Source organism: Burkholderia sp. Ap-955 (assembly GCF_011753045.1).
Classification (GTDB): Bacteria; Pseudomonadota; Gammaproteobacteria; order Burkholderiales; family Burkholderiaceae; genus Burkholderia; species Burkholderia lata_D.
Map to the genome: position 1 here is coordinate 89,535 of NZ_VWWH01000007.1, position 24,009 is coordinate 113,543.

At 66.9% G+C, this 24,009-nt stretch carries 20 protein-coding genes; 14 read left to right on the plus strand and 6 right to left on the minus strand.

The window, feature by feature from the left end:
* Positions 1 to 219 precede the first annotated feature (219 nt).
* The gene (locus F3J15_RS06615; RefSeq protein WP_166888959.1) at positions 220 to 1,467 is read left to right on the plus strand and encodes an MFS transporter; all 1,248 of its coding nucleotides are present in this window, start codon (positions 220 to 222) and stop codon (positions 1,465 to 1,467) included.
* A 44-nt stretch (positions 1,468 to 1,511) separates the two neighbouring features.
* On the plus strand, positions 1,512 to 2,063 hold the full coding sequence (locus F3J15_RS06620; protein ID WP_166888962.1) for a DNA-binding protein: 552 nt from the start codon (positions 1,512 to 1,514) through the stop codon (positions 2,061 to 2,063).
* Positions 2,064 to 2,211: 148 nt separating this feature from the next.
* On the opposite strand, the gene F3J15_RS06625 is transcribed toward F3J15_RS06620, so the two are convergent.
* The 4 genes from F3J15_RS06625 to F3J15_RS06640 form a co-directional block, all read right to left on the minus strand.
* On the minus strand, positions 2,212 to 3,321 hold the full coding sequence (locus F3J15_RS06625; RefSeq protein WP_166889116.1) for a polyamine ABC transporter substrate-binding protein: 1,110 nt from the start codon (positions 3,319 to 3,321) through the stop codon (positions 2,212 to 2,214).
* A gap of 242 nt (positions 3,322 to 3,563) precedes the next feature.
* Positions 3,564 to 3,785, minus strand: coding sequence for a hypothetical protein (locus F3J15_RS37700; protein WP_083265979.1), 222 nt, complete (start codon positions 3,783 to 3,785; stop codon positions 3,564 to 3,566).
* 407 nt (positions 3,786 to 4,192) lie between these two features.
* Positions 4,193 to 6,604: a hypothetical protein gene (locus F3J15_RS06635; RefSeq protein WP_166888965.1), complete on the minus strand. Its 2,412-nt coding sequence runs from the start codon at positions 6,602 to 6,604 to the stop codon at positions 4,193 to 4,195.
* Between the two features lie 38 nt (positions 6,605 to 6,642).
* On the minus strand, positions 6,643 to 8,205 hold the full coding sequence (locus tag F3J15_RS06640; protein ID WP_345891477.1) for an SLC13 family permease: 1,563 nt from the start codon (positions 8,203 to 8,205) through the stop codon (positions 6,643 to 6,645).
* Positions 8,206 to 8,362: 157 nt separating this feature from the next.
* Between F3J15_RS06640 and F3J15_RS06645 the strand changes: the two genes are divergently transcribed.
* From F3J15_RS06645 to F3J15_RS06695, 11 genes are all read left to right on the plus strand, one after another.
* Positions 8,363 to 9,103: a GntR family transcriptional regulator gene (locus F3J15_RS06645; protein WP_166888968.1), complete on the plus strand. Its 741-nt coding sequence runs from the start codon at positions 8,363 to 8,365 to the stop codon at positions 9,101 to 9,103.
* A gap of 168 nt (positions 9,104 to 9,271) precedes the next feature.
* Entirely contained in the window at positions 9,272 to 9,892 is a 621-nt protein-coding gene (locus tag F3J15_RS06650) for a hypothetical protein (protein ID WP_166888970.1), read from the plus strand.
* An 11-nt stretch (positions 9,893 to 9,903) separates the two neighbouring features.
* Complete coding sequence (locus F3J15_RS06655) at positions 9,904 to 10,821, plus strand: AEC family transporter (protein ID WP_166888973.1); 918 nt, start codon at positions 9,904 to 9,906, stop codon at positions 10,819 to 10,821.
* Between the two features lie 277 nt (positions 10,822 to 11,098).
* Positions 11,099 to 11,266 (plus strand): hypothetical protein, encoded by a 168-nt coding sequence (locus tag F3J15_RS37705; RefSeq protein WP_235986557.1) that lies wholly within the window; start codon positions 11,099 to 11,101, stop codon positions 11,264 to 11,266.
* A 185-nt stretch (positions 11,267 to 11,451) separates the two neighbouring features.
* Positions 11,452 to 12,255, plus strand: a complete 804-nt coding sequence (locus F3J15_RS06665; RefSeq protein ID WP_166888975.1) for a transporter substrate-binding domain-containing protein — start codon at positions 11,452 to 11,454, stop codon at positions 12,253 to 12,255.
* A gap of 4 nt (positions 12,256 to 12,259) precedes the next feature.
* Complete coding sequence (locus F3J15_RS06670; RefSeq protein WP_166888978.1) at positions 12,260 to 12,994, plus strand: ABC transporter permease subunit; 735 nt, start codon at positions 12,260 to 12,262, stop codon at positions 12,992 to 12,994.
* Entirely contained in the window at positions 12,991 to 13,758 is a 768-nt protein-coding gene (locus F3J15_RS06675; protein ID WP_166888980.1) for an ABC transporter permease subunit, read from the plus strand. The genes F3J15_RS06670 and F3J15_RS06675 overlap by 4 nt, the downstream gene beginning before the upstream one ends.
* Positions 13,759 to 13,784: 26 nt before the next feature.
* Positions 13,785 to 15,167, plus strand: a complete 1,383-nt coding sequence (locus tag F3J15_RS06680) for an NtaA/DmoA family FMN-dependent monooxygenase (protein WP_166888983.1) — start codon at positions 13,785 to 13,787, stop codon at positions 15,165 to 15,167.
* 101 nt (positions 15,168 to 15,268) lie between these two features.
* Positions 15,269 to 16,834, plus strand: coding sequence for a sugar ABC transporter ATP-binding protein (locus tag F3J15_RS06685; protein ID WP_205190708.1), 1,566 nt, complete (start codon positions 15,269 to 15,271; stop codon positions 16,832 to 16,834).
* Positions 16,831 to 17,889, plus strand: a complete 1,059-nt coding sequence (locus F3J15_RS06690; RefSeq protein ID WP_166888987.1) for an ABC transporter permease — start codon at positions 16,831 to 16,833, stop codon at positions 17,887 to 17,889. The genes F3J15_RS06685 and F3J15_RS06690 overlap by 4 nt, the downstream gene beginning before the upstream one ends.
* 167 nt (positions 17,890 to 18,056) lie before the next feature.
* Entirely contained in the window at positions 18,057 to 19,127 is a 1,071-nt protein-coding gene (locus tag F3J15_RS06695; RefSeq protein ID WP_089448928.1) for a substrate-binding domain-containing protein, read from the plus strand.
* A gap of 528 nt (positions 19,128 to 19,655) precedes the next feature.
* On the opposite strand, the gene F3J15_RS06700 is transcribed toward F3J15_RS06695, so the two are convergent.
* Positions 19,656 to 20,636 carry a helix-turn-helix domain-containing GNAT family N-acetyltransferase gene (locus F3J15_RS06700; RefSeq protein WP_166888990.1) on the minus strand — a complete coding sequence of 327 codons (981 nt, stop codon included), beginning with the start codon at positions 20,634 to 20,636 and terminating at the stop codon, positions 19,656 to 19,658.
* A 267-nt stretch (positions 20,637 to 20,903) separates the two neighbouring features.
* Between F3J15_RS06700 and F3J15_RS06705 the strand changes: the two genes are divergently transcribed.
* Positions 20,904 to 21,278: a sugar ABC transporter ATPase gene (locus F3J15_RS06705; protein ID WP_166888991.1), complete on the plus strand. Its 375-nt coding sequence runs from the start codon at positions 20,904 to 20,906 to the stop codon at positions 21,276 to 21,278.
* 40 nt (positions 21,279 to 21,318) lie between these two features.
* On the opposite strand, the gene F3J15_RS06710 is transcribed toward F3J15_RS06705, so the two are convergent.
* Entirely contained in the window at positions 21,319 to 23,754 is a 2,436-nt protein-coding gene (locus F3J15_RS06710; RefSeq protein ID WP_166888992.1) for a PEP-utilizing enzyme, read from the minus strand.
* Positions 23,755 to 24,009: the final 255 nt, after the last annotated feature.

Below are 24,009 nucleotides of genomic sequence, written 5' to 3' on the forward strand. Positions count from 1 at the left end.
GCTGCTTTTCATTCGGTGTCCGGCCTGACCGCGGCATCGCCGGCCTCGCCGCCGACACCGGATCGCCGTTTTTCCCCCTTTCATTGCCCGCAGATTCCCGCTCGCCATCCCGCAGCGGGTGTCGACGCGCACGCGGACCCTCGTCGCCGGCGGGTCTGCCGGCCCGTCGGGCACCGGCACAGGCCTTAAAATGTCGCCGGACAATCGTGGCAGGACACCATGGCAGCAAACATCAAATCTTCGGCGCTCGAGGGCCCGTCGGCCCCGCGCGTGGAGCTGGTCGGCGCGTACGCGTGGAAAGCGCTGGCCGGATCGGCGATCGGCTATGCGATGGACGGCTTCGACCTGCTGATCCTCGGCTTCATGCTGCCGGCGATCACGGCGGCGCTGCATCTGACGCCCGGTCAGGGCGGCGCGCTGGTCACGTGGACGCTGATCGGCGCCGTCGCGGGCGGCATCCTGTTCGGTGCATTGAGCGACCGGTACGGGCGGGTGCGCGTGCTGACCTGGACGATCCTGCTGTTCGCGGTCTTCACCGGGCTGTGCGCGTTCGCACAGGGCTTCGAGGATCTGCTCGTGTACCGCACCATCGCGGGCATCGGGCTGGGTGGCGAGTTCGGGATCGGCATGGCGCTCGCGGCGGAAGCGTGGCCGGCCAGCAAACGCGCACGCGTGTCGTGCTACGTCGCGCTCGGCTGGCAGGCCGGTGTACTGCTGGCCGCCTTGCTGACGCCGTTCCTGCTGATGCACATCGGCTGGCGCGGGATGTTCGTGGTCGGCGTGCTGCCCGCGCTGCTCGCGTGGGTGATGCGCAACAAGCTGCACGAGCCTGAAGCGTTCGTGCAGCGCGCAGCGCAGCCGAAGGCAAACGCGTTCCGCCTGCTCGTCGCGGACGGCCGCACCGCGCGCACGAGCGTCGGCATCGTGATCCTGTGTTCGGTCCAGAACTTCGGCTACTACGGGATCATGATCTGGCTGCCGACTTTCCTGTCGAAACAGATGGGCTTCTCGCTGACGAAGTCGGGGCTGTGGACGGCGGCGACGGTCGTCGGGATGATGATCGGCGTCTGGGTGTTCGGGCAGCTGGCCGACCGCATCGGGCGCAAGCCGACGTTCCTGCTGTACCAGATCGGCGCGGTCGTGACGGTCATCGCGTATGCGCGGCTGTCGGACCCGACCGCGATGCTGTGGGCCGGTGCGCTGATGGGCATGTTCGTCAACGGGATGGTCGGCGGCTACGGGACGCTGATGTCGGAAGGCTATCCGACGGCCGCACGCGCCACCGCGCAGAACGTGCTATGGAATATCGGCCGCGCGGTCGGCGGTTTCGGCCCGGTCGCGGTCGGCGCGCTGGCCGCGCACTACTCGTTCCAGACGGCCATCGCGCTGCTCGCCGGCCTCTACGTGCTCGACATGGTCGCGACGCTGTTCCTGATTCCCGAGCTCAAGGGCGTCGAGCTCGAATGAGCGCGCCGATCGCGCGCCACCCAACGACCTCACTCATAACCACGATGCAACAGAAGAACAAGACGATCGGCGTGATGGGCTCCGGCAAGGAGCCGTGGCTCGCGTTTTCGGAGCCGCTCGGCACCTGGCTCGCGCAGGCCGGTTTCAACCTGCTGACGGGCGGCGGGCAGGGCGTGATGCTGGCGGTCGCGCGCGCGTTCGCCGGCGTGCCGGGGCGGGCCGGCCGGTCGATCGGCATCCTGCCGACGCAGGCCGATCCGCTCGCGGGCTTCGTGCCGCTCGACGGCTATCCGCATCCGTTCGTCGACATCCCGATCCTCACGCCGCTGCCGCGCCGGGAGCCGGACGCCGCTCCGGATACGATCAACCGCAATTACGTGAACGTGCTGAGCAGCGACCTGATCGTTGCGCTGCCGGGCGGCCACGGCACGGCCGAGGAGATCGCGCTCGCGCGGCGCTGGCGCAAGCCGCTCATCTGCTTCGGGCCGGACGGTGCGTTTCGCGAGCTTGCGGCGGGGGCGATGTGCACGTCGTCGCTCGGTGATGTGATCCGCTTCGTGGACGACGCATTCTCTGCGGAGCAGGCGCTGCGATAATTCGCGCGGCCGGTTCGACTACGGTCGTTGCGATGCTCGCGTGGCAGGGTCGGCGCCTCGGCAAGCGATGTGACCGGTTTCGATGCGACGACGTGCCGCCCGCGCGAGCAAGCCGCCGGCGGCACGATTCGTGACTGCATCGCGCGGTTCAGCGGCCCGTCTTCAACTGCGCCCACAGCCGGTTCTGCAGCCGGCGAATCTCCGGCGGCATCGGCTTGAGCAGCGTCATTTTGCTCAGTACCTCGTCAGGCGGGTACACCGACGTATCGCGCGCGATCGCGGGCTTCACGTACTGGCGCGCGGCCTTGTTCGCGGTCGGATAGAACACTGCGTTGGTGATGCCGGCGTTGACCTTCGGATCCTGCACGTAGTTGATCCACTTCAGCGCGGCGTCGCGATTCGGCGCGTCCTTCGGGATCACCATCATGTCGAACCACAGCAGGCCGCCTTCCTTCGGGTTCGCGAAGCCGATCTCGTACGGGCGCTTCGCTTCGGCGGCACGGCGGTGCGCGATGCCGACGTCGCCCGAATAGCCGAACGCCACGCACAGGTCGTTGTTCGCGAGATCATTGATGTAGCCCGACGAGTTGAACTGCGTGATGTACGGACGCACCTTCTTCAGCACCTCGTACGCGGCGCGGTAGTCGGCCGGGTTCGTGCTGTTCGGATCCTTGCCCATGTACTGCAGCGTGGCCGCGAACACGTCGACGGCCTGGTCGAGGAACGACACGCCGCAACTCTTCAGCTTCGCCATGTTGGCCGGGTCGAACACCAGCGCCCAGCTGTCGACCGGTGCCTTGTCGCCGAGCGCCTTCTTCACGGCCTGCACGTTGTACCCGATGCCGTCGGTGCCATACGCCCACGGCACGCCGTACCGGTTGCCCGGATCGGCATCGGCGACCATCTTCATCAGCAGCGGATCGAGGTTCGCGAGATTCGGCAGCTTCGACTTGTCGAGCGGCTGGTAGACGCTCGCCTGGATTTGCTTGGCCATGTAGTTCGACGTCGGCACGACGATGTCGTAGCCGGAATTCCCCGACATCAGTTTTGCCTGCAGCGTGTCGTCGCTGTCGTAGTTGTCGTAGCGGACGTGGAGGCCCGTCTGCTTCTGGAAGGTCGGGATCGTGTCCGGCGCGATGTAGTCGGACCAGTTGTAGATGTTCAGTTCGCCGGCCGCGTGGGCGGTCGTGCCGGCGGCCGCTGCGGCCGACAGGAGGGCAGCGGTTGCAAGGGCGCGGCGAAGCGTGCGGATTCGCATGATGGAGTCTTCCATTTCGGTGCGCGTGTCGATCCGCTGGGTGCGGGTCGTTGCGCGATGGTTCATCGGATGAAGCGTGCGTGCGCAGCCAACGCTCGCAGTGAGCGAACGCGGTGCACAACGATCAGGAGTCCATTTGACGGCGAGCCGGCTCGCGCGGAACACGAAGCGCGAGCCGATCCCTTCACCGGTCGGGCGACACGGCGATTGGGTCGAACGGAGTCAGGGAAAGAGGCGGGGCGCTAAGGCAGCAGCGATGCCACGTCGTCGGTGTGGATCGCGACGTACGCACGCGCGGCGACGGCGTTGTGGCGGCGAACGGAGCGGCGGGACAGGATGGTGTAGATCGACAGAGGCAGGCGAGGGCTTTGCCCGCCGCCACTGTCGTCGGAGGACGCGATCGCGGCGCGCAGGTTTCGCGCATCGCCTCGTCTCCACCGCACCAGCGGGCCACGGAATCTCACGATTACTCTCGACCGGGTTGTTGAAAGTATTGAACACCTGACGATTCGCCAGCAGCTGCCGTTTCAGGTTTCGGTCAGCGCATTTGCCGCGCGGCGGCTTCGTCTGCATGCCACGGATTGAAAGCTTGGCGGACGTCGGAATCGTTGAAACATGACGCTTCCATGAATCATCAGGTAAATCGCTGTAAGGATGTCTCAGGATTTTCCCTAGGGATTGGAGGGCCCATGAGCGCGTTCGGCGCGGTGGTGATGGCGGGGAACCCGCGCAGGCAACGCTGCTTTGGGTGATCAGGAAGCGCTCGAAGTGATGAGAATATTCGACGGCTTGCTGCCGCGATCGTCACCGGGCGATCGTCGGAAAGGCCGTCGAAAGATCCCGGTGACAAGGTGGGGCAAGTCGGACGCGCTCAATCTTCGAACGTAATGAACTGCGCCGAAGACCAGACCTTCGCATCATCGCGTTGCCGCCCGAAGAAATACACGGGGCGGTGGCCGAACGAGGCGTTGGCCGGGTCGATCTCGATGCTTCCCGAGAGGTCCGTCGGCAAGGTCTGCTCAGTCAGCCGTTCGATTGCGAGAAACAGCTCGGTGCCACCGAGCTGGTGCGTCGCGGCGCCTGCTGCCAGCAGATCCGCACCACGAATCTCATGACGGAACGTCGGCGCATGCGCAAACGGATTGCCGGCCAGCGGATCGCCGACCTTGACGAAACCGTCAATGGTGCCTTCGACGACGATCGTGGCATGGGCCAGGCCGCCCACTTCGATCTCGACGCTGTCGGCATCGCCGTACGTATCGCTTGCGAAGCCAATGTCGGTCGTCCCGGAACGCCAGGCCGCCTCCTCGAGGTGTTCGAAACCGGTTGATCTGAAATTGTGGATCGTGCCGTTCAGAACTCGGATCGTGCCGCGCCAGGAGGCCCATCGATAGCGATCGCGAATGCGTGCACCTCCCCAGCGAATCCGGATGTGCCGCTGCGCGTATCCCAGCTCCGCGTGAAGATCGCGTTCCCAGATCACGCCGGTATGGTCGTATGCCGCCACGTATTCCCAGCCTGCATTGCCGAGCAGGCGGTAATCGAGCGTGGCTGGCCCGCGATGCCGGAACGCATCGCCTTGCCGGTATTCGCCGCATTGAACGAGCAGTGCAGTGTGCTCTCCCGTCGTCGCCCAGGTATGACGGGCGCGAAGCGCCTCGCCGATGCTGCGGCGGTCGAGGGATTCGGCCAGCACGCCGGTCAGGCCGCCACGCACGCCGAACACCTGTACGCCGGGCGCGCCACCGCCGGGCCGGCCGCGATGCTCGTCGCCGCTGGCCGCCACGCCGAGCCGATAGCCGCGCGCGATCACGTCCTGGTAAAGCCAGCCGAAGTGTCCCCACGACGACGCGATCTCGACGAGCCGTTCGAGCTCGGGATGGTGCCAGTCGGGGATATAGCGGCGGCCACCCACGTGCGGCATCACCAGATGGTGCGCGGGATTGTCCGCATACGCGTCCCACAGTTCCTCGACGGGCCAGCGGCCGAGCTCGACCGCATTGCCCTTCATGTCCTCGTTCCAGACCAGCGTGCGGTTGTGCTCGCCGCGCGCGTTGTACGGGAAATCCGGCCGCGCGTCGCCGAGAAAGACGACATTGTGGTCGCCGCCCGCGGTCGAACTGCCGCACCATTCCTGCACCGGATAGACGACGAAGCGGCCCGGATCGTTGAACTGCTCGACCGCCTCCACCCCGAGTTGCCAGTTCTCGTCGGTGATCTGGAAATCGTTCGCCGTATAGCCGAGCACGTCGATGCCGCCGATGTCGCGTGCGTAGCGCGCGTTGTACGCCGGGCTGTTGGTGCCGACCGTATCGTGGGCGTGGACGTGCAGGTCGGCGTACAACGCACGGGGCGCAGGCAGCGACGCGTCGCTCGTGAGCCACGCTTCGGCCGCGCGCACGTCCGGGCGGGCGGGGATGTCGGCCACGATGCGCAGCGTGCCGGCATCGACCGGCAGGTCGTCGACCGCGCAGGTCGCGAGCCCGGCATCGGGCAGCGCGTGCTCGCGTCGGTAGACGGCTTCGCCGCGTACGTCGTATGCGACGACGCGTGCGGTGCTGCCTGCGTCTCGGCACGCATTGCCCCAGCGGTCCTGCAGCGATAGCCGGAATGGCGCGCGCGTGCCGGGCCGCACGAAGCGCGGGCCATTCAGGAGTACGTCGGAAGGTGCGCCGGCACGGATGTCAATCGAGATGTCTCCGGGCACAGCGACGAAGCGCGACGTACCGAGCGGATCGACGTAGAGCCGGAACCGGAAGTTGTCCTCGGCGAAGGTCTGCACACGCGTGCCGGGGCCGCGACGACGATCGCCGAGCCGGATCACGATCCGGTCGCCGGCATTCACGTAACCGTCGACGATGTCGACGATCACGGCCTTCTGGAACGGCCGCTCGTGTCCCTTCTGGTCGAAGCGCACGTTCAGCGCCTGCACGGTGGCCGGGCTCTGGCCCGGCACGGGCGGTGCAGCATGGTATTCGGCACTGATGTAGTTCGCGGCGCTCGGATCGCTGGTCTGGAACAGCGCCCAATCCGAATAGAACTTGAAGGTGGCCTTCAGCCAGCCGCCGTCGGCGATGCCCGACGAGCCGACTTCGTAATCGAGCACGATCTCGCTCCATGCGCCGGCTTCGAGCCGTGCAACGTTGCAGCGCACGCGTCCGGCGAACGGCAGGCGTTTGTGGCGCTCATACAGGCCTTCGGGTGCGACGTGCGGGCCCAGGCGGTCGCGCAGCGCGGCGGCGCGGGCGTCGACGGTATCGAGGGCGTCGTTGGATTCGTTCATGGTCAATCCAGAAGAAATGGCGAGGGAAATCGAGCGCTTCAATGCGCGAACGGCCAGGGCGCGCCCGGGTCCCAGACGGGGAGGCCCATGTACGCGTACCACGGTGCAATCACGCAGAGGCCGTAGACGATCGCGATCAGCACGGACACCGCGCCGACCTTCGCGTAGTCGGCCGTCGAGAACGCGCCGCTGCTGTACGCGATGACGCCCGCGGTGATCTGCGTGGGCAGCAGATAGGCGAAACTGTCGGTATCGCTGACGAGCATCGTGAAGGCGACTGGATGCAGCCCGAGACGCGGCGCGAGTGCGAGCGCGATCGGCGCGATCATCGTGACGGCCGCGACGTTGGACAGCATGCCGATGCGGATCACGTGCGTACCGAGCATCACGATCGCGATCGCCAACCACCAGCCGTGACCGCGCGCGGCGACATAGATGTGATCGGCGGCCCAGCTCGCGAGCCCCGACGCGCTGATCGCCGACGACAGCGACAGCGCGCCGGCCAGCAGGAACAGCGTGCCCCAGATCGTGCGCTGTTCGACTTCCGCCCAGCCGAAGCGCAGCACGCCCGGCGCGAACAGCAGCGCCAGCGCGATCAGCGCGACGATTTCCGACGGCAGGTGATGCAGCGGCTCGGTCGCCCACAATACGGCGACGGCGGCCAACAGCATGAGCACGGCCCAGTCGTTGCGCGTCGCGCTCGGCTGAGCACCGCGCATTGCCGCGATTGCGCCTGGGCCACCCGGAATCGCGACGGCGCGCGAGCGGAAATGGAATTGCACCCAGGCTTGCGTGATCGCGAACATCCCGAGGTACGGCCACTGGAGCTTGAGCCAGGTCAGATACGAGATCCGGATGCCGAGCTGTTTCTCGAGCAGCCCGGACACGACCATGTTCGGCAGGTGGGCCGTCAGGATGCACATGCCACTGATCATCGCGCCGTAGACGAGCGTCTGGATCACGATTGCCTTGCGTGCGGCACGCTCGCGCGGCGACTCGCCGAACAGCCGGACGATCCCGTTCGTGACGGGCAGCAGCGTCGCGGCCCGTGCATTCGCGGCCGGCACGACGAGCGCCATCACGCAATTCACCGCGAACATGGCCCAGATCACGCCGTTGGCGGTTCGCACCTTCAGGCGGTCGAGGAGCAACAGGGCGATGCGGCGGTCGAGTCCACACGCCTGCATGATCGCGGAGAACAGGAACGCGGCGAGGCACAGGAACACGACGGGCGCGGCGAAGCCGCCGGCCGCCTTCGGAAACGACGGGCTCGCGTGCGACAGCACGAGCAGCATCGGCAGCAGGATGCCGCTCACGCCAACCGGAACCGCGTCGGTGATCCACACGATCGCGACCCACGAAACCACCGCGAGTGTCGCCTTGCCTTCCGCGGACAGATGCGCGGGGGCAGGCAGCCACCATGCGATCGCGAAGAACGCGAGCCACGCTGCAGCGAAGCCGATCGCGGCACGCCAGTGCGCGCGACGCGATCGGCCTGTCGCGTGCGGATCGGCGTGTCGTGTCGCCGGCGATCCGGCCGGTGGCGGCCGGCTGGCGTGCGTGCTGTCGAGCGGCGGCGCGCCGATTGCGTTTTCGGTCACTGGTATGCTCCCCGTGCGTCGGGCCCTGAGACAGCAGGCCCGATCGTCTATCGAGATGTCATAATACGTATTAATACAAGTTGGGCGATCCAATTGCTTTTCATATCGAAATCAGGATTCGCGCATAGCGCGAGCCGAGCACGGAGAGGAAGATTCGATGACGCTGCTGCGTGATGACGCGACGTCGCTTTACGAGCAGATCGCGACGACGCTGCGCGACGAGATCGAGCAAGGCGCGTACGAGCCGACCGGCAAGCTGCCCTCGGAGGCACAATTGAGCGAGCGTTTTCAGGTGAGTCGCGTGACCGTCCGGCTCGCGCTCGACCGGCTGACCGACGCGCGAATCGTCGAGCGCAAGCAGGGCAAGGGCACGTTCGCCGCAAAGCAGCGGCTGCGGCATCGACTGGACGTGCTGCGTGGACTGCACGATTCGATCGCGGGACAGGGTGCACAGGCACGGATGGAACTGCTGCGCATGGAGGAGTGCGACGTGCCGCCCGGCCTGCGACACGCGTTCGCCGCCGACATCACGCGCTGCGTTTATCTCGAACGCCTGCACTGGGTCGACGACGAGCCCATCGCGCTCGCGCAGACCTGCCTGCTGCCCGAAGCGAGCGACGTCGCTTATGCGCGGGCCGACAGCCTGCCGACTTACGAGCTGCTGGAGCAAGTACTCGGTTGGCGCATTGCCGACGCCGACATGTCGGTGACGGCCGTGGCCGCGCCCGACGATATCGCCGTCAGGCTCAAGACCGCAAAGCAGGCGCCGCTGCTCGTGTTGCGGCGCACGTCGCGTCTGGCCGACGGTCGCACGTGTGAATCCACCGTGTTTCATATTCGTCCGGAGCGCTTCGACCTGGTGGTGCGAAGCGGTGTCGAAGCGCGATTTGTCGGTTAAACGTGCGTTTGGCCATGGGACGTGGCAATGGCCATGCGCAGTCAGTCGGTCGGACAAGATGCGCGTTTTCTAAATCACTTTTGGATCTAGATTTCGAATTTTTAATTCTTTCTGAGAATTTCACGGCTCTGTCATATTTCTGTGCACCGAATTCATCGGATCAGAAAAATGTCAAAGACCACCATCATTGCGACGATCGGGCCGGCGTCGAATACCGCTGAAACGCTGCTCGCGCGGCGACGTGCGGTGCCGGCCGCCGAACGGGTCACGATGGTGATCTGCGCGATCGCGGTGCTGGTATCGCTTGCGATGCTGGTGCGCTTGAACCTGAAGGCGCGCGCCGACCTGCTGATCGGCGTTGCAATGCTGAGCGCCGCCGCGATGCGCTATTCATCGCGTCTGCAGACCGGGCTGCGCAAATTCGTTCACGCGCGCAGCCGGCTGTATGTCGGGGCGATGGGCGTCGTGCACGGCCTCACCAACATGGGCGGTGCGTTGCTCGCCGTCTATGCGGCCAGCCGGTACGACGACAAGCACGCAGTGCGCGCGGCGATCTCGCGCTATTACCTGCTGTTCGGTGCGATCCAGCTCGGGACGCTGGCGCTGCTGCGACCGGCGGCGCTCAGTGTCCAGGGCGTCGCGATGGCACCCGTGGCCGTCGCGATCTATTTCGCGGTCGGCAACGTGCTGTTCGCGCGCGCAGGCGCACCCCTGTACGAGCGCGCGATGACGGCATTCATCGGCGTCTACGGCGCGGTCGTGCTCGCGAAGACGCTGGTCTTCGCGTGACGGAGCGGCCCATGCAGAATGTCCTGGCCGCACTCATTCCGATCTTCGTGCTGATCCTGGCGGGATTCGTGCTGCGGCAGCGCCGCCTGCTGCCGGACGAATTCTGGCTGCCGTGCGAAACGCTGAACTACTACTACATGTTTCCCGCGCTGATGTTCAGTCAGGTCGCGAAAGCCAATCTGACGCAGTTTCCGGTGCGGCCGATCGCGGTCGCCATCCTCGGCGCGGTGGTCGCGAGCGCGGCGCTGCTCTATGCATGGCGAGCGTGGAGCCGGCAGTCGGGGGCTGTGTTTTCGTCGGTGATCCAGGGGGCGCTGCGACCCAATACGTATGTGGGTGTTGCCGCCGCCGCCGCGTTGTACGGAAGCGTGGGTCTCACGCTCACGTCGATCAGCATCGCAGTCGCGATCCCGTTGCTGAACGTCGCGTCGATCATCATCCTGATGCGTCACGGCAGCGGCGGTGCGCCGTCGGCGCGGCAGATCGGCGGCGCATTGCTGAGAAACCCGGTGATCATGTCGGTCGTGTTCGGCGCCGCGTTCAATCTCGGCGGCCTGCCCTTGCCGGGCGTACTGTCGAGCGTGCTGTCGATTCTCGGCGCCGCATCGCTCCCGCTCGGGCTGCTCGCCGTGGGAGCAGGTCTCGACGTGAAGGCCGCGAAGGCAGCGCGCGGCCCCGTGTTCCAGTCGTCGGTGATCAAATTGCTGCTCGTGCCCCTGCTGACCTTCTGGATCGGCTTCAGCCTCGGCATCCGGGGCCCGGCACTCACGACGATCGTGTTGTTCAATTCGCTGCCGTGCACACCGTCCGCGTACATCATGGCGAAGCTGCTCGGCGGCGATCATCGCTTGTCCGCCGGGATCATCACCGTGCAGACCGCGCTTGCGGCCGTCACGATGCCGTTGGTGCTGCTCGTGTTCCACGGTTGAATCGGTTCGCGCCCGCGCCCGCGTCGGCGCGGCGCAATGAGAAAGGCAAAGGCCGGTCGGGTCGCCCTGACTGGCCTTTCTCGTCAGTGACCCGCGTTTCGGACGGGATGCCGAGGGTTGCGCGACGCACACGGGATTCGTTATCTGCGCGCGATAGCGGCTGACGCTGCGCGAGCTGATCATCCGTGCGCAGGAGACTGGCCACTGGTCCGTCGCCGGCACGCCGGAAGAGCTCGCCGACGCGATCGAAACGCGCTATCGCGCGGGGCTTGTCGACGTGCTGTCGTTGCACGGGCTCGGCCAGCCGGACCAGGAAGACCTGCTGCTCAACGGGTTGCTGCCCGAGCTGCGCCGTCGCGATCTGCTCGATACCGACTACGTGGGCGGCGATTTCCGCGCGAATCTGGAGCTGCCGGCGGTGCAGCGCGAAACAGCGCAGGCGTGAGCGGCCGGACAGTGGAACGATGCACCGTGGGGCGCGTTCGACGGTGCGCCATTCCGCCATATCGCGCGATCAGATATCCATCGAAAAAATAACCATTTGGTACACGCTTCGGCAGGCACTAAAGTCACGCATCCCGATGCCGGTGCGACACCGGCGATGTCGACGTTATCCGAGAAGTCTGCCAAATGAATCGCTTGATGCCCTCAACGGTCCGCCGCGCCGCGGCCGCGCTGTTCGTAATCGGCCTTTTGCCAGCCGCCCACGCGGCGCAACCGACGCTGCGCGTCGGCATCGACGCCGAGTCGTACCCGCCGTTCTTCTCGAAGGATGCATCCGGCAAGTGGAAGGGCTGGGAGGTCGACCTGCTCGACGCGGCATGCAGCAAGCTCAATGTACGCTGCGAACTCACCGACATCGCATGGGACGGGCTGATCCCCGCGCTGCAGAACCGCAAGATCGACGTGATCTGGTCGTCGATGACGGTCACCGGCGAACGGCAGAAGGCGATCGACTTCAGTCGTGCCTACTATGAGTCGCCGACGGTTTTCGTCGGCGCGAAAAGCGATCGGCGCCGCGTCGATTGCGCAGCGCCGGCAACCTTCAAGGATCGCGTGATCGGCGTGGAGGCGGGCACGAACTTCTCGGCGTTCCTCGATGCACGTTTCAAGCGCGACGCCCAGATCAAGGCGTTCGACAAATTCGACAACGCGCTCGCGGACCTGGTCTCGGGCCGTGTCGATTACGTGCAGGAAGCGAAGGGCTTGTTTACGGCCTTCCTGTCGTCGCGTGACGGGAAGGATTTCGAGGTCAAGGCCACCTGTGCGGACAACCCCGTGCTGGGTCTCGGCATCGGCGCGGGCGTGCGTCAAGGCGATGCATTGCGCGGTCGGTTGTCGACCGTGATCGCGCAACTGCAGCAGGACGGCACGTGGGATGCGATCACCGCACGCTATCCGAACCTGAAGGGTACGATCGAGAAGGGGCGTTGAGTCGATGGCCGCGGACGATTCGCTGCTGGCATTGCTTGCGTTCGGCGACGGCGGTTACGGGCGAATCTTCGCCGGCGCGTTCGCACTGACGCTCGGCGTCGCGTCAGCGTCGTTCTGCGCCGGGACGCTGCTCGGCATCGCGGGCGCGCTCGGCAAGCTGTCGCGGCACGCCCCGCTCGCGTGGCTGGCACGGCTTTACACGACACTCGTGCGCGCCCTGCCCGAACTGTTGTGCCTGCTGCTCGCGTTCTATGCAGTCGCACCTGCGCTCGAGTCCGCCTTGCACAGCAGCGGTCTGGTGCCCGACGGCTTCGCATTCGATCCGTTCATCGTGGCCGCGTTGTCGCTCGGCTTCATCCAGGGCGCCTATCTGACCGATATCTTCCGCGCGGCGCTCGTCAACGTACCGGTCGGGCATATCGAGGCCGCGCACGCGTACGGAATGAGCCCGTGGCAAACCTTGACCCGCGTCCGGCTTCCGGTTGCGGCGCGGCTCGCGCTGCCTGGCGTCGGCAACGTGTGGCTGAACGCGACCAAGGATGCGTCGTTCATCAGCGTGCTCGGGTCTTTCACGGATCTGCTGAAGGCGAGCCAGCTCGCCGCCGGCGCGACGCGGCATTACGTTTTCTTTTACCTGGTCACGGCCGCGCTGTTCCTGTTGTTGAGCGTCGCGTCAACGGGCCTTTTCGCGATGCTCGAACGTTACGTGAATCGTGGTACGAGGCGCGCCTGCGCATGAATTTTTCGCTGACGTTCCTGCTCGACACGGTGATGCCGAAGCTGCTCGCCGCGGTGCCGACGACCCTGGCGTTGCTGCTGTTGTCGGGTATTGCCAGCGTGGTGATCGGCATTCCGCTCGCGCTTGCGGCGAGTTCGCGTCACGCACCCTACCGCTGGTCCGCGCGCGGCTGGATCATGCTGGTTCGCGGTACACCGCTGCTGGTGCAGCTTTATCTGCTGTATTACGGCTTCGGCCAGATCGTCCCGCGCGAATGGATGCGCGACAGCTGGGCGTCGCCGCTGTTGCGGGACGCGTTCTGGTACGCCGTCGTCGCGTTGAGCGTGAACGAGGGCGCGTATGTCGCGACGATCCTGCGCGGCGCGATTGCCGGGGTGCCGGCCGGCGAAATCGAGGCCGGCTATGCATACGGAATGACGCGGGCGGGTGTACTGCGCCGTATCGTCGGTCCGCGTGCGTGGCGACTCGCGCTGCCGGCGCTCACCGGCGAAGCGATCCTGCTGCTGAAATCGACCGTCCTCGCTTCGACCGTCACGGTGTTCGACGTGATGGGGACGGCCAATACGCTTCGTTTCGAAACTTTGCGAGCGTATGAGCCGCTGGCCGGCGCGGCGATCGTCTATGTCGTGCTGGTCGCGCTGCTGACGATTCCCGCCGCCCGTCTCGAGAAACACCTCAACCGCTACCTGACGCGCGAGCCCGACGATCGCATGCCCGCACGGCGCCGCGGCGCATCGTCCGGCGCATGGGCGGCACCCAACTGATTCCTGCTTTTGCACTGAACACGACGATGTCCGATCCTCGCCCCTTGCTGTTTTCCCTTTATGAACAGGCCAGCGTCGGCTGCGGCGGCGCGCCGAGCCTGTGGACCCATCCCGCCGACGAACGGCTCGGTGCGAATACGCTCGCGTTCTGGTCGAACCTCGCCCGCACGGCCGAGCAGGCCGATCTCGACATGCTGTTCTTCGCGGACGTGCTCGGTCTGTATGACGTCTATGGCGGGTCGGCCGATGCGGCGATCCAGTGGGCGGTGGAGTCGCCCGCGAACGATCCGATGATGCTGATCCCGGCGCTCGTCGCGCAGACCGAGAGGCTCGCATTCGGCGTGACCGCGAGCACGACGTATGAACATCCATTCGCGCTCGCGCGGCGCTTCAGCACGCTCGACCACCTGAGCAACGGCCGGATCGGCTGGAACATCGTGACTTCCTACCTGACGAGCGCGGCGCGCAACTTCGGGCTCGACCGGATGATCGGCCACGACGAACGCTACGCCCGTGCGGAGGAGTTTCTCGACGTCGTGTACAAGCTGTGGGAAGGGAGCTGGGCGGACGACGCGGTCGTCGCCGACAAGCGCGAGCCGCGCTACGCGCGCGGCGACCGTGTGCGGTCGATCGCGCACGTGGGCCCGCATTATCGCGTGCATGGCCCGCACGTCTGCGCGCCGTCGCCGCAGCGCTCGCCGGTGCTGATCCAGGCCGGCTGGTCGGGGCGTGGGCGCGAATTCGCGGCAAAGCACGCGGAAGTGGTGTTCGTCGCGAAGTCGAATCCGCACGAGATACGCGCCGGCCTCGATGAAATCCGGCGGCTGGCGGTCGAAAACGGCCGGGCAGCGGAGGATGTGAAGGCGCTCACGGTGCTGCGGATCGTGACGGCGCGTTCGTCGGCCGACGCGAAGGAGAAGTACCACGCGCTGCAGCAGCACTATCACCTGCAGGCTCAACTCGTCAGCTATGCGGGCGATACCGGAATCGACATCGATCGCTATGCAGACGACGAGCCGTTGACGACGCAAACGGAAGGGCTCACGTCCTACGTGGTGCGGCCGGACGGCAGCGGCAAGCCGCTCACCGCCGGCGACGTGCGGCGCAAGTTCGCGAATGTCACGCGCGGCACCGACCTGATTCTCGTCGGCTCGCCTGACGAAGTCGCCGACCAGCTCGCGGAGCATGCGCGGCAATCGACGACGAGCGGCTACATGCTCAATCCGCTCATCAGCCCGGGTACGCTGGACGATTTCGCCGAACTGATCGTGCCGGAACTGAAAAAGCGTGGCCTGTACCGGATGACGTCCCCGGTCGGTACCTTCCGCTCGCGACTCGGCGGCGGCGATCGCCTGCCGGATAGCGCCTATGGCGCATCGTTCCGGTTTCCCGTGCCGGAAGCGGGCTGACGCGCCGATCAATACCGGACGACCCTCAGCGGAGTGGCGTGACATGACCCACGACGACCTGTTTCTCCTGCAACCGCATCGCGCCGACCGGAATCTTCGGTATGAATAGCGCTACGAACGAGACGATGGACGTGACGCGCGACGATCGGCCCCATCGATCGGCGCTACCGCCTGTCCTGAGCGCCAGCGGCATCGCGAAGCGTTTCGATGCGACCGTCGCGCTGTCGGCGCTCGACCTGTCGATCGGCGCCGGCGAAGTCGTCGCGTTGATGGGCGCAAACGGCGCGGGCAAGTCGACCTTCGTCAAGATCCTGAGCGGTGCGCTGCAAGCGGACAGCGGCGCGCTGACGCTACGCGGCGAACCCTATCGACCGGCGTCGCCGCACGCGGCCAAGCGGCTCGGCGTCGCGACCGTGCACCAGTCCGTGGCCGACGCCGTCGTGCCGACGCTGTCGATCGCCGACAACCTGCTGCTGGACCGGCTGTGCGATCCGGCCTCACCGTGGCGCGTGCCGCCGGCCGCGCGGCGCGCCGCGGCGCGATCGCTCGCCGCACGGGTCGGGCTCGACGTCGACCTGACGGCGCCGCTCGCATCGCTGTCGCTGGCCGACCAGCAGCGCGTGACCCTGGCGCGTGCGCTGGCCGGGCAGCCATCGTTGCTGATTCTCGACGAGCCGACCGCCAGCCTGTCGGTGGCGGAGGCCGAGCGGCTGTTCGTGCTGGTGGACGTGTTGCGCCGCGACGGCGTCGCCATCCTGCTGGTGTCGCATCGGCTCGGCGATTTGCGCCGCATCGCCGACCGCGCGGCGATCGTCCGCGACGGGCGGATCGTCGCCGATCTGGCCGCGCCGATCGATTTCGACGCGGCTGTGGAAACGATGATCGGCCGGCCGTTGCCGCGTACGCGTGCACCGGCGCCCGAGCGTGCCGGGTTGGCCGGAGCGGGGGCCGGGCACGGCTCCGGCTTTAGCGTGCGGCAGATCCGGCTGACGCCAACCAGTACGCCGTTCGACCTCGATGTGCGGCGCGGCGAGATCGTCGCGATCGCAGGCCCGGTCGGCGGCGGCAAGTCGCGCTTCGCGCGGACGATCTTCGGCGCGGTGCGTGCGGTGGCCGGCGAGATGATGCTCGACGGCCGGCCGTGGCGGCCACGAACGCCCGCCGACGCGATTCGTGCCGGCGTATTCCTGGCCGGCGAGGACCGCTGGCGCACATCGTTGTTTCCCGACAGCGTGCCGTTCGCCTCGATCGCTGGCACGATCGGCTTTCCGTTCCTGTCGCGCTGGTTCGCGAGCGGCGCGGTGCGCCGAACGCGCGAACGCACGGCGGCCGCGGCGGCGATCGCGCGGTTCGGCATTCGCTGCGACGGGCCCGACGATCGCGTCGTCCACCTTTCCGGCGGCAACCAGCAGAAGGTCGTGCTCGCGCGCTGGCACGCCGAGCCGGCGCGGCTGTTGCTGCTCGACGAGCCGTTCCAGGGCATCGATGCGGGTGCGCGCGCCGATATCGTCGATACGCTGCGGCGTCATGCGCATGAGCGCACGACGATCGTGTTCGTCAGCGATCTAGAGGAAGCGGCCGAGATCGCCGATCGTATCGTGCGATTCGATCGCGCGACGCTCGATTGCCTGCCTCCCACTTCTTCCATCGTGCGTGCCTGCTCATGAAACCCGTGACTTCTTCCGCTGTACGCCATGCCGCAACCGTCGAACGGTCGTCGCGCGGCGGGCCGGCGCGCATTCGCGATGTGCTCGAACGAATCGGTATCCTGCTCGTGCTGGGCGTCCTCGTGGTCGTGTTCGCGCTCAGGGAGCCCGCGTTCCTGAACGTCGACAATCTGTTCAGCATCCTGCAGGCAGTGTCGATCGTCGCGTTGCTCGGCATCGGCGTGACGGTCACGCTCGCGGCCGGCGGCTTCGACCTGTCGGTCGGCAGCGTGGCCGCGACCGCGCAGATGGCCGCGAGCTACGTGCTGGTCGTCTGGCACGGCAGCGCGTGGGCGGCCGTGCTCGCCTGCGTCGCGCTTGGCGTGGCGTCCGGGTTGTTCAACGGTTTGCTGATTACGCGGCTGCGCGTGCCCGACCAGCTCGCGACGCTCGGCACGCTGTTCCTGCTGGCCGGCCTGCAGTTGATTCCGACCGGCGGCCGTTCGCTCGCGACCGGCTCCGTGCTGCCCGACGGCACGGACGCGACGGGCGTATTCCCCGACGCCTTTCTCGCGCTCGGCCGGTTGCGCGTGTTCGACGTCGTGCCGCTGCCGGTGCTGCTTCTCGCGGCCGTGACGGTGCTGGCCTGCATCACGATGGAGGCGACGCGCTGGGGCCGCGTGATTTACGCGATCGGCGGCAATGAAACGGCCGCGCGGCTGGCCGGCGCGCCGGCCGCGCGCTACCGCGTCGCCGCGTATGTCGTGTCGGGCGCGATCGCGTCGCTGGGCGGCGTGCTGATCGCCGCGCGGGTCGGCCGCGGCGATGTGAGCGCGGGCCACTCGCTGCTGCTCGATGCGGTGGCTGCCGCGTTGATCGGTTACGCGGTGTGGGGCGCGAAGCGGCCCAACGTATTCGGTACGGTCGTCGGGGCGGTGTTCGTCGGCGTGCTGCTCAACGGGCTCACGATGCTGAACGCACCCTACTACATGCAGGATTTCATCAAGGGCGTACTACTCGTGCTGGCCCTTGCATTTACGTTCGGCATCGGTCGCCGTACGGATGCCCGGGCGTGATGCGTGAGGCCCCCGAGACTCGGCTCGGGCATCCACGGTTCGAATGATCTTCAGGCAGGACCGTTTGTTATCCAAAGTAATATCCATTGCCGAATCGGTCGGTTTGAATTCGCTTGGCGCGCTGATAGATTGAGCCGAAATCGTCCTTGTATGGAGACAGACACGCCATGCGCTCGTTGCTTCGCCGAAAGTCGCGCTTTGAACTGAAACTCGGTGCACTCGTGCTGGGCACCGCGCTCGTGCTCGGTGTGCCCACGGCCCACGCCGGTCCGCTCAAGGGGGCGCCCGCGCCGTTCGACAAGGGCGGCGTGAAGATCGCGCTCGTCAACTACTTGTCGACCGGCGATTTCTTCCAGGCCTACGAAGCCGGCGCGCAGAAGCAGGCGCGTGCGCTCGGCGTCGATCTGCGCATCTACGAAGGGCGGCAGGACGCTGCCGAGCAGCGCGAGCAGTTGCAGCAAGCGATCAGCAGCGGCGTGTCAGCGATCATCGTCAATCACGGCTTGCCGGAATCGCTGAAGGACGTCGTTCAGCGCGCGCTCGACAAAGGCATCAAGGTCGTCGCGTTCGACGTCGATCTCGCCAATCCGAAGGTGCCGCAGATCGAGCAGAACGATCGCGACCTGGCGAACCTGCTGCTGAATCAGGCGTTGAAGGACAACGGCGACGCGTTCGCGGCAGGGTACGTGTACGTGGCCGGATTCGCGCCGCTCGACCGGCGCGATGCCGCGTGGCGCGATTTCAAGCGTGCGCACCCGAAGGTGCGGGAAAAGGCGCGCTGGGGCACCGTCGACAATCCGATCGCGCAATCGGTCGCGAACCAGGCGGCGGCCGTGTATCGCGCGAATCCCGACATTCGGGTCGTGTTCGCGCCGTACGACGAGTTCGCGCGCGGCGCAAAGCTCGCGGCGGACGAGGCCCGGCTCTCGTCGAAAATCCGCATCTACAGCGCGGACGTGTCGACGGCCGACATCGAGGCCATCCGCGCGCCGAACAGCGCGTGGGTCGCGACGGCCGCGACCAATCCGGCGGTCGTCGGCGCGGTGTCGGTGCGGGCCGCGGCGCTGCTGGTCGCAGGGCAGGACCCGGGCGCGCGCATCGCAGTGAAGCCGACGCTGATCACGCGTGACGATCTCGTGAAGAACGACATCCATACCGTGGCCGAACTCGGCGCGAAGTTTCCGGCGTTCCGCGCGAGCGACGCGGCGACTGCCGCATGGATTCCGGCAGTCGACTGAGCGCTTCGGCACGCAGCGCACGACGATCACATTCTCAAGACGCGGACGCTGAAGGTGGCCGCGCACGCGCTCGGTCGCAGCGGCGTGCGCGAGATCCGGATACGAGTGCGGTATTCGCCGTGGTTACCGCGATACTCGTCTGGGGCATCGTGCGCGTGCAGCGCATCAAGTGATGCGCCGGCCACGCGTCGCATGGACGCTCGAGTGCAGTTATCCTGTGCGTTCGTCTTGTACATCAAGAATGAGGCGTTCGTCCTGTTGCGACGACGTGGTCTGCCGCAAATCCCGATGAAATCCTGGAAGGTCGACCTGATTGCGGCCGATCTGCTCGTACGATTTTAATGAGTACATTTTCATTTTTTAGCGTATGCGTCGCCATTGCCTTTGCCGTCGCGTGGTCGATCGTTTTTCTGACAAGAATGCTCAGAAAGAAAGAAGCCGCCTGGGGTGACGTCAAGACGTGGATCAAGAACGTCTTCGATTCGCTCTTCGGGATGGGGTAGCGCGACGGAGCCGTCCCGTCACCCCTCAACCGCCCGACGGCCCCGGCCGGCTGAAGCGCTGCTCGACCACCTCGGTTCCCCAATGCGTGCCCGCGGATTCGCTGGTCAACGCAAAACCGAACGACTCGTACAGATGGCGCGCCGAGTCCAGCCCCTTGAACGTCCACAGATAGGTTTCGCGAAACCGCTGCGCGTCGACGAAGCGCATGGCTTCCGTCATGAGCCGGCGCCCGATGCCCGACCCGCGCAGCGCATCGTTCACGATGAACCAGCGCAGGTGCGCGACGCCCGTTGCCGGGTCGCCGTCGATCGCGAGCGACGCGAGTGTCCGTCCGTCTTCCTGGCATAGCCAAAGCGCCTTGCCGTCGGCCGGCAGCGCACCGGCGAACTCGGCCAGCTCGGTCGCCACCCGCTTTTCGAAAAAGGCGCCGAAGCCCCAGTGTTCCGAATAAAAACGCGCGTGAAGGCTCGCGATATCGCCGATGCAGCCCGGTTGGTAACCTTCGCGGATCGCTGGCGCGTCGAGTGCCGCGACGGGCGCCTTCGCGGCGTTGTCCTGCGCGAGCGCATCGGCATACAGCGCGAGCGAGCGCAGCAGCGCCTGCTGGTCGGCGGGCACCATGCGGCGCAGCGCATTCGATACCTGGTCCGTCGCGAACGTGTCGATTCTCTTCTGGAGCTTTCTTCCGTCGGCGGTCAGGTACAGCTCGATCGCGCGCGCATCGTCGCTCGACACGCGTCGCTCGACGATACCGGCCGCCTCGAGCCGCGCGAGTTGCCGGCTCGTGTTCGATTTGTCCAGCCGCAGGATGTTGCCCAGGTCGCGGGCGTTGATGCCGGGCGCCATCCCGATCTCGAGGATCGCGTGGACGGCTGAAGGCGCCCAGTCGCTGTCGGCCAGCGTCGCGCGCATGAAGCCGAGCTCGCGAACCAGTTTGCGGGAGAAGTCGCGCAGCTCGAGGATCGTGGCTTCGCGAGGCTTGGCGGGAGCGTCGATGAGGTCCATGGTGGGCCCGAAAAGGTTGCGGATCGCAATCAATAATAGTTGCGGGTCGCAACTTGATCAAGATGGATTTTCGTGGGGACGGGTTGTGCCGAGGGAGGTGTTTCCGGAGGCCGGTGTCGGCGTGAACCAGGGCGACGATGAGTGGTACTGGCGCGGATGGCGGAGTGCCGCGAACCGGACGCATACTGGGTGCATCCGGCCTGCCTGCGATGCGAGCACGGGCGTCGGCCGGTCATCGATCCGCGGCGGCGGACAACGGAGCGCACCATGAACCATCTGAAGCCGATGACGATTGCATTGCTTGCCGGATGCGGCATCAGCGCTGGCGCGGCCCACGCTGCCGGCAGCATGGATGCGCCGCCTTGCAGCGCGGCGCATGCGGCGGACCAGGGCGGGATCGCCGCGATGCCGGGCACGTCGGTCCGCAGCTTTTCGACCGCCGGTTGTTCGGGTGCGGTGTTGCAGGGCGAACGAGCCACCGCGACGGTCAATGGCGACCGGGTCGAGCTGCGGGACGGCACCGTCTATGTGAACGGCCGGTCGTACGGCGCCGTCACGCCCGCGCAGTCGGTCGAATACGAAGCCGCGCACGACCGGCGCACGTTGAAGGTCGACGGGGTAGTCCGCACGCCGGTACGCTGACCGGCAGTTCAGGCTCAGGCGTACGGCAACAGCTTCGCGTTCATTCGACCAGCGTCAGCTGGCCATCGCTGAGCCGCACCTCGCGCCCGACCCACGCCGCATCGACGCGCGGCAGCACGGCCGACGGTTTGCGCAGCTCGCGCAGCAGCGTCGCGCCGTGCGACAGCCGGCCGCCCATGCGCGCGATCACGGCGCGCGCAGCCTGGTACTGCGCGTGCCGGCCCGGATCGAGCGTGTCTTCCAGCAGGATGTCGTGGCCGAGCACCCCTTGCGTGAGGCCCGGATAGATCATGAAGCCGGCCGCCTCGTCGGTGCCTTCGCTGCCGTCTTGCCAGAAGCTGCCGTTGCGTTCGCGGCGATCGGGATGGGGTGCGAACCACGCGTCGCGATCGGCGGCCGGCATCGCATGATGCAGGCGGAAGAACACGCGCATCAGGTTGTCGCGGTACCACTCGCGCACCTGCAGATACCAGCCGCGCATGCCGGGCGCGCCGAGCGCGTGGAGCACGCGGACCGGCAGCGGCCAATCGGGAAACGCCTGCAGCGGCAGGCAGGTGGGCGCGGGCCGAGCGGTGCCCGGATCGGTTTCCCACGGCAGGCGATGCGGGCTGTCGTCGAGCTGGCCGTATGCGGTCGGCGGACGGCCCCACAGTGCGCCGCCGCTGCTGGCCAGCGATGACGCGATGCACAGGTTGCCCTGCACGACGAACACGTAGAAGCGCGTGAACCAGTCGGCCAGTTGCTGGCCGTCGGCGTGTTGCTCGACGAGCGTCGCGAGTTCCTGGTCGAAGCGCTGCAAGCCGCGCTCGAGTGTCGGCAGGTGTCCGCGCGCGACGCGCAGCATGCGCCAGAATACCGGCAGCGAACGCAGCAGCCGCAGCGGGCGCCAGCGCAGCGGCGGCGTCGCGCCGCCGATCTCGCCGCTGTAGTTGCCGGCCGACACGCCCCAGTCGGCGAGGCGGGCGAGGAACAGGTCGTTGTTGATGTACGACGCACCGCCATAGAGCGCGGTGAATGGTTCGTTGTCCTGCAGTACGCGAGCATCCCAGCGCGCCATGATCGCCGGGATGCTGCCGGCCGCGCGTCGTTGCGCGTACTCGACCAGCCGGCTCGGCTGGGGCGGCAGGATCTCGGCGATGTTCGCGGCGGTCAGGTGTCGATGCCAGCCGTAGCTGCTGATCGGACGGTACTGCAGCAGCCACAGCTGCCGGCCGTCCCACGCCCATTCGACGTCGCCCGGCACGTAATGGAACGCGCGCAGCACGTGCTGCAAGAAGGCCCACAGCTGCGTCGCGCTCAAGTTTTGCGCGGTCGGGAACGTACCGCGCTGCCAGGGCTCGCCGAGCCGCGACAGGATCGCGCGCTGCGGGCTGGCCTGACCGTCGGCGAGTGTTTCGAGGTGGCCTTCCACCCACTCGACTTCAACCGCGAGATGACGCACGAACGCGATGCCGGACAGCACGGGCGTGATGAAGCGCTGCACGACCGCTTCCTCGAGGCCGCCGTCGAGCAGCTCGGCCACGCGCGCGGCCGCCTGCGCTGCCGGTACGCGCAGGAACGTCGTATGCAGGCCGGCGTTGGCCGCATCGGCCTGGTCTTCACCGTGGCTCGACGAGCGGATCGCCCACTCGGCGTCGGGCTGGCTCGCGAGAAAGCCGGGCAGGCGCGGATCGTCGGCGCGAGTCAGCGACAGCGCGGGCGGCACGGGCAGGCCGGCCATCGTCGCCAGCGCCAGGCGCCCGCCCTTGGTATGCGCGACGAAGCCGGTATCGCCCGCTTCGAGCCAGTGCACGAATGCCGCCGGCGCGTCGATCCATGGATAGTGTCCCCAGCCGGCCTGCAGCGTGACGGTGAGGTCGGCGCGCGCGAGGATGGCCGACCACGCGGCGGCCTGGCGCACCCCGAGCACGTTGTCCTGGTCGCCCCACACGAGTTCGATGCGATCGGTGACCCACTCGAGCAGCGGCAGCGCGGTATCGGCGCGCACGAGATCCCAGTGCGGCAGGAACGCCCGGCAGCGCGCATAGCCGGCGCCCATGCGGCGGTACTGTGCGCGCGTCCAGGTCAGGTTCGAGAACTTGCGGGCGAACAGCGTCGGGTAATGCGCGAGCAGCCAGTGGATGGTCTTGCGCAGCGGCTTCGGCGCCATCAGTTTCGGCAGGCGCCGTTCCCACAGAAATGCACCGACGGGCGCGAGCAGCACGCTGCGACCGAAGTGGCCGGGGCGTCGCTGCAATGCGTGCAGCACCAGCAGCGCATTCACGCCGACCGCCATGATCGCGTGGCCCGGTTCCGTCATGTCCAGCAGCGCTTGCGCATACGCGGCGAGATCTTCGCAGGGCGGCGCGGGGTTGTCGCCGAAGCCCGGCAGTTCCAGCGGCACGGGACGGTAGTGCCGGAAGTGGGGCAGTGCATCGTCCCACCAGTCGGCCGCGCTGCCGTTGCCGGCGAGGAGGTACAGGATCGGTTTGCTCATGGAGGCTTCGTCGGCGGGCGATCGTCGCGATGGCGCGTGCCGGGTCGGGGCGGCGCCGTTTGCGGATGCCACGGGTCGTGTCCGTGTTGTCTTGTTCGCGTTGCGCCGGTGCGAGTGGAATGGAAGGGCGGCCCGCTCGGCTTGATGCTTGATTGTTGTCGGCATTTTACGCGAGTCGATTTCATTCAATTCGCGATTCATTTGGGGCGCTGATTTTTTATACGCGCACGTCACGCAACCGGAGAAAGTAGAATC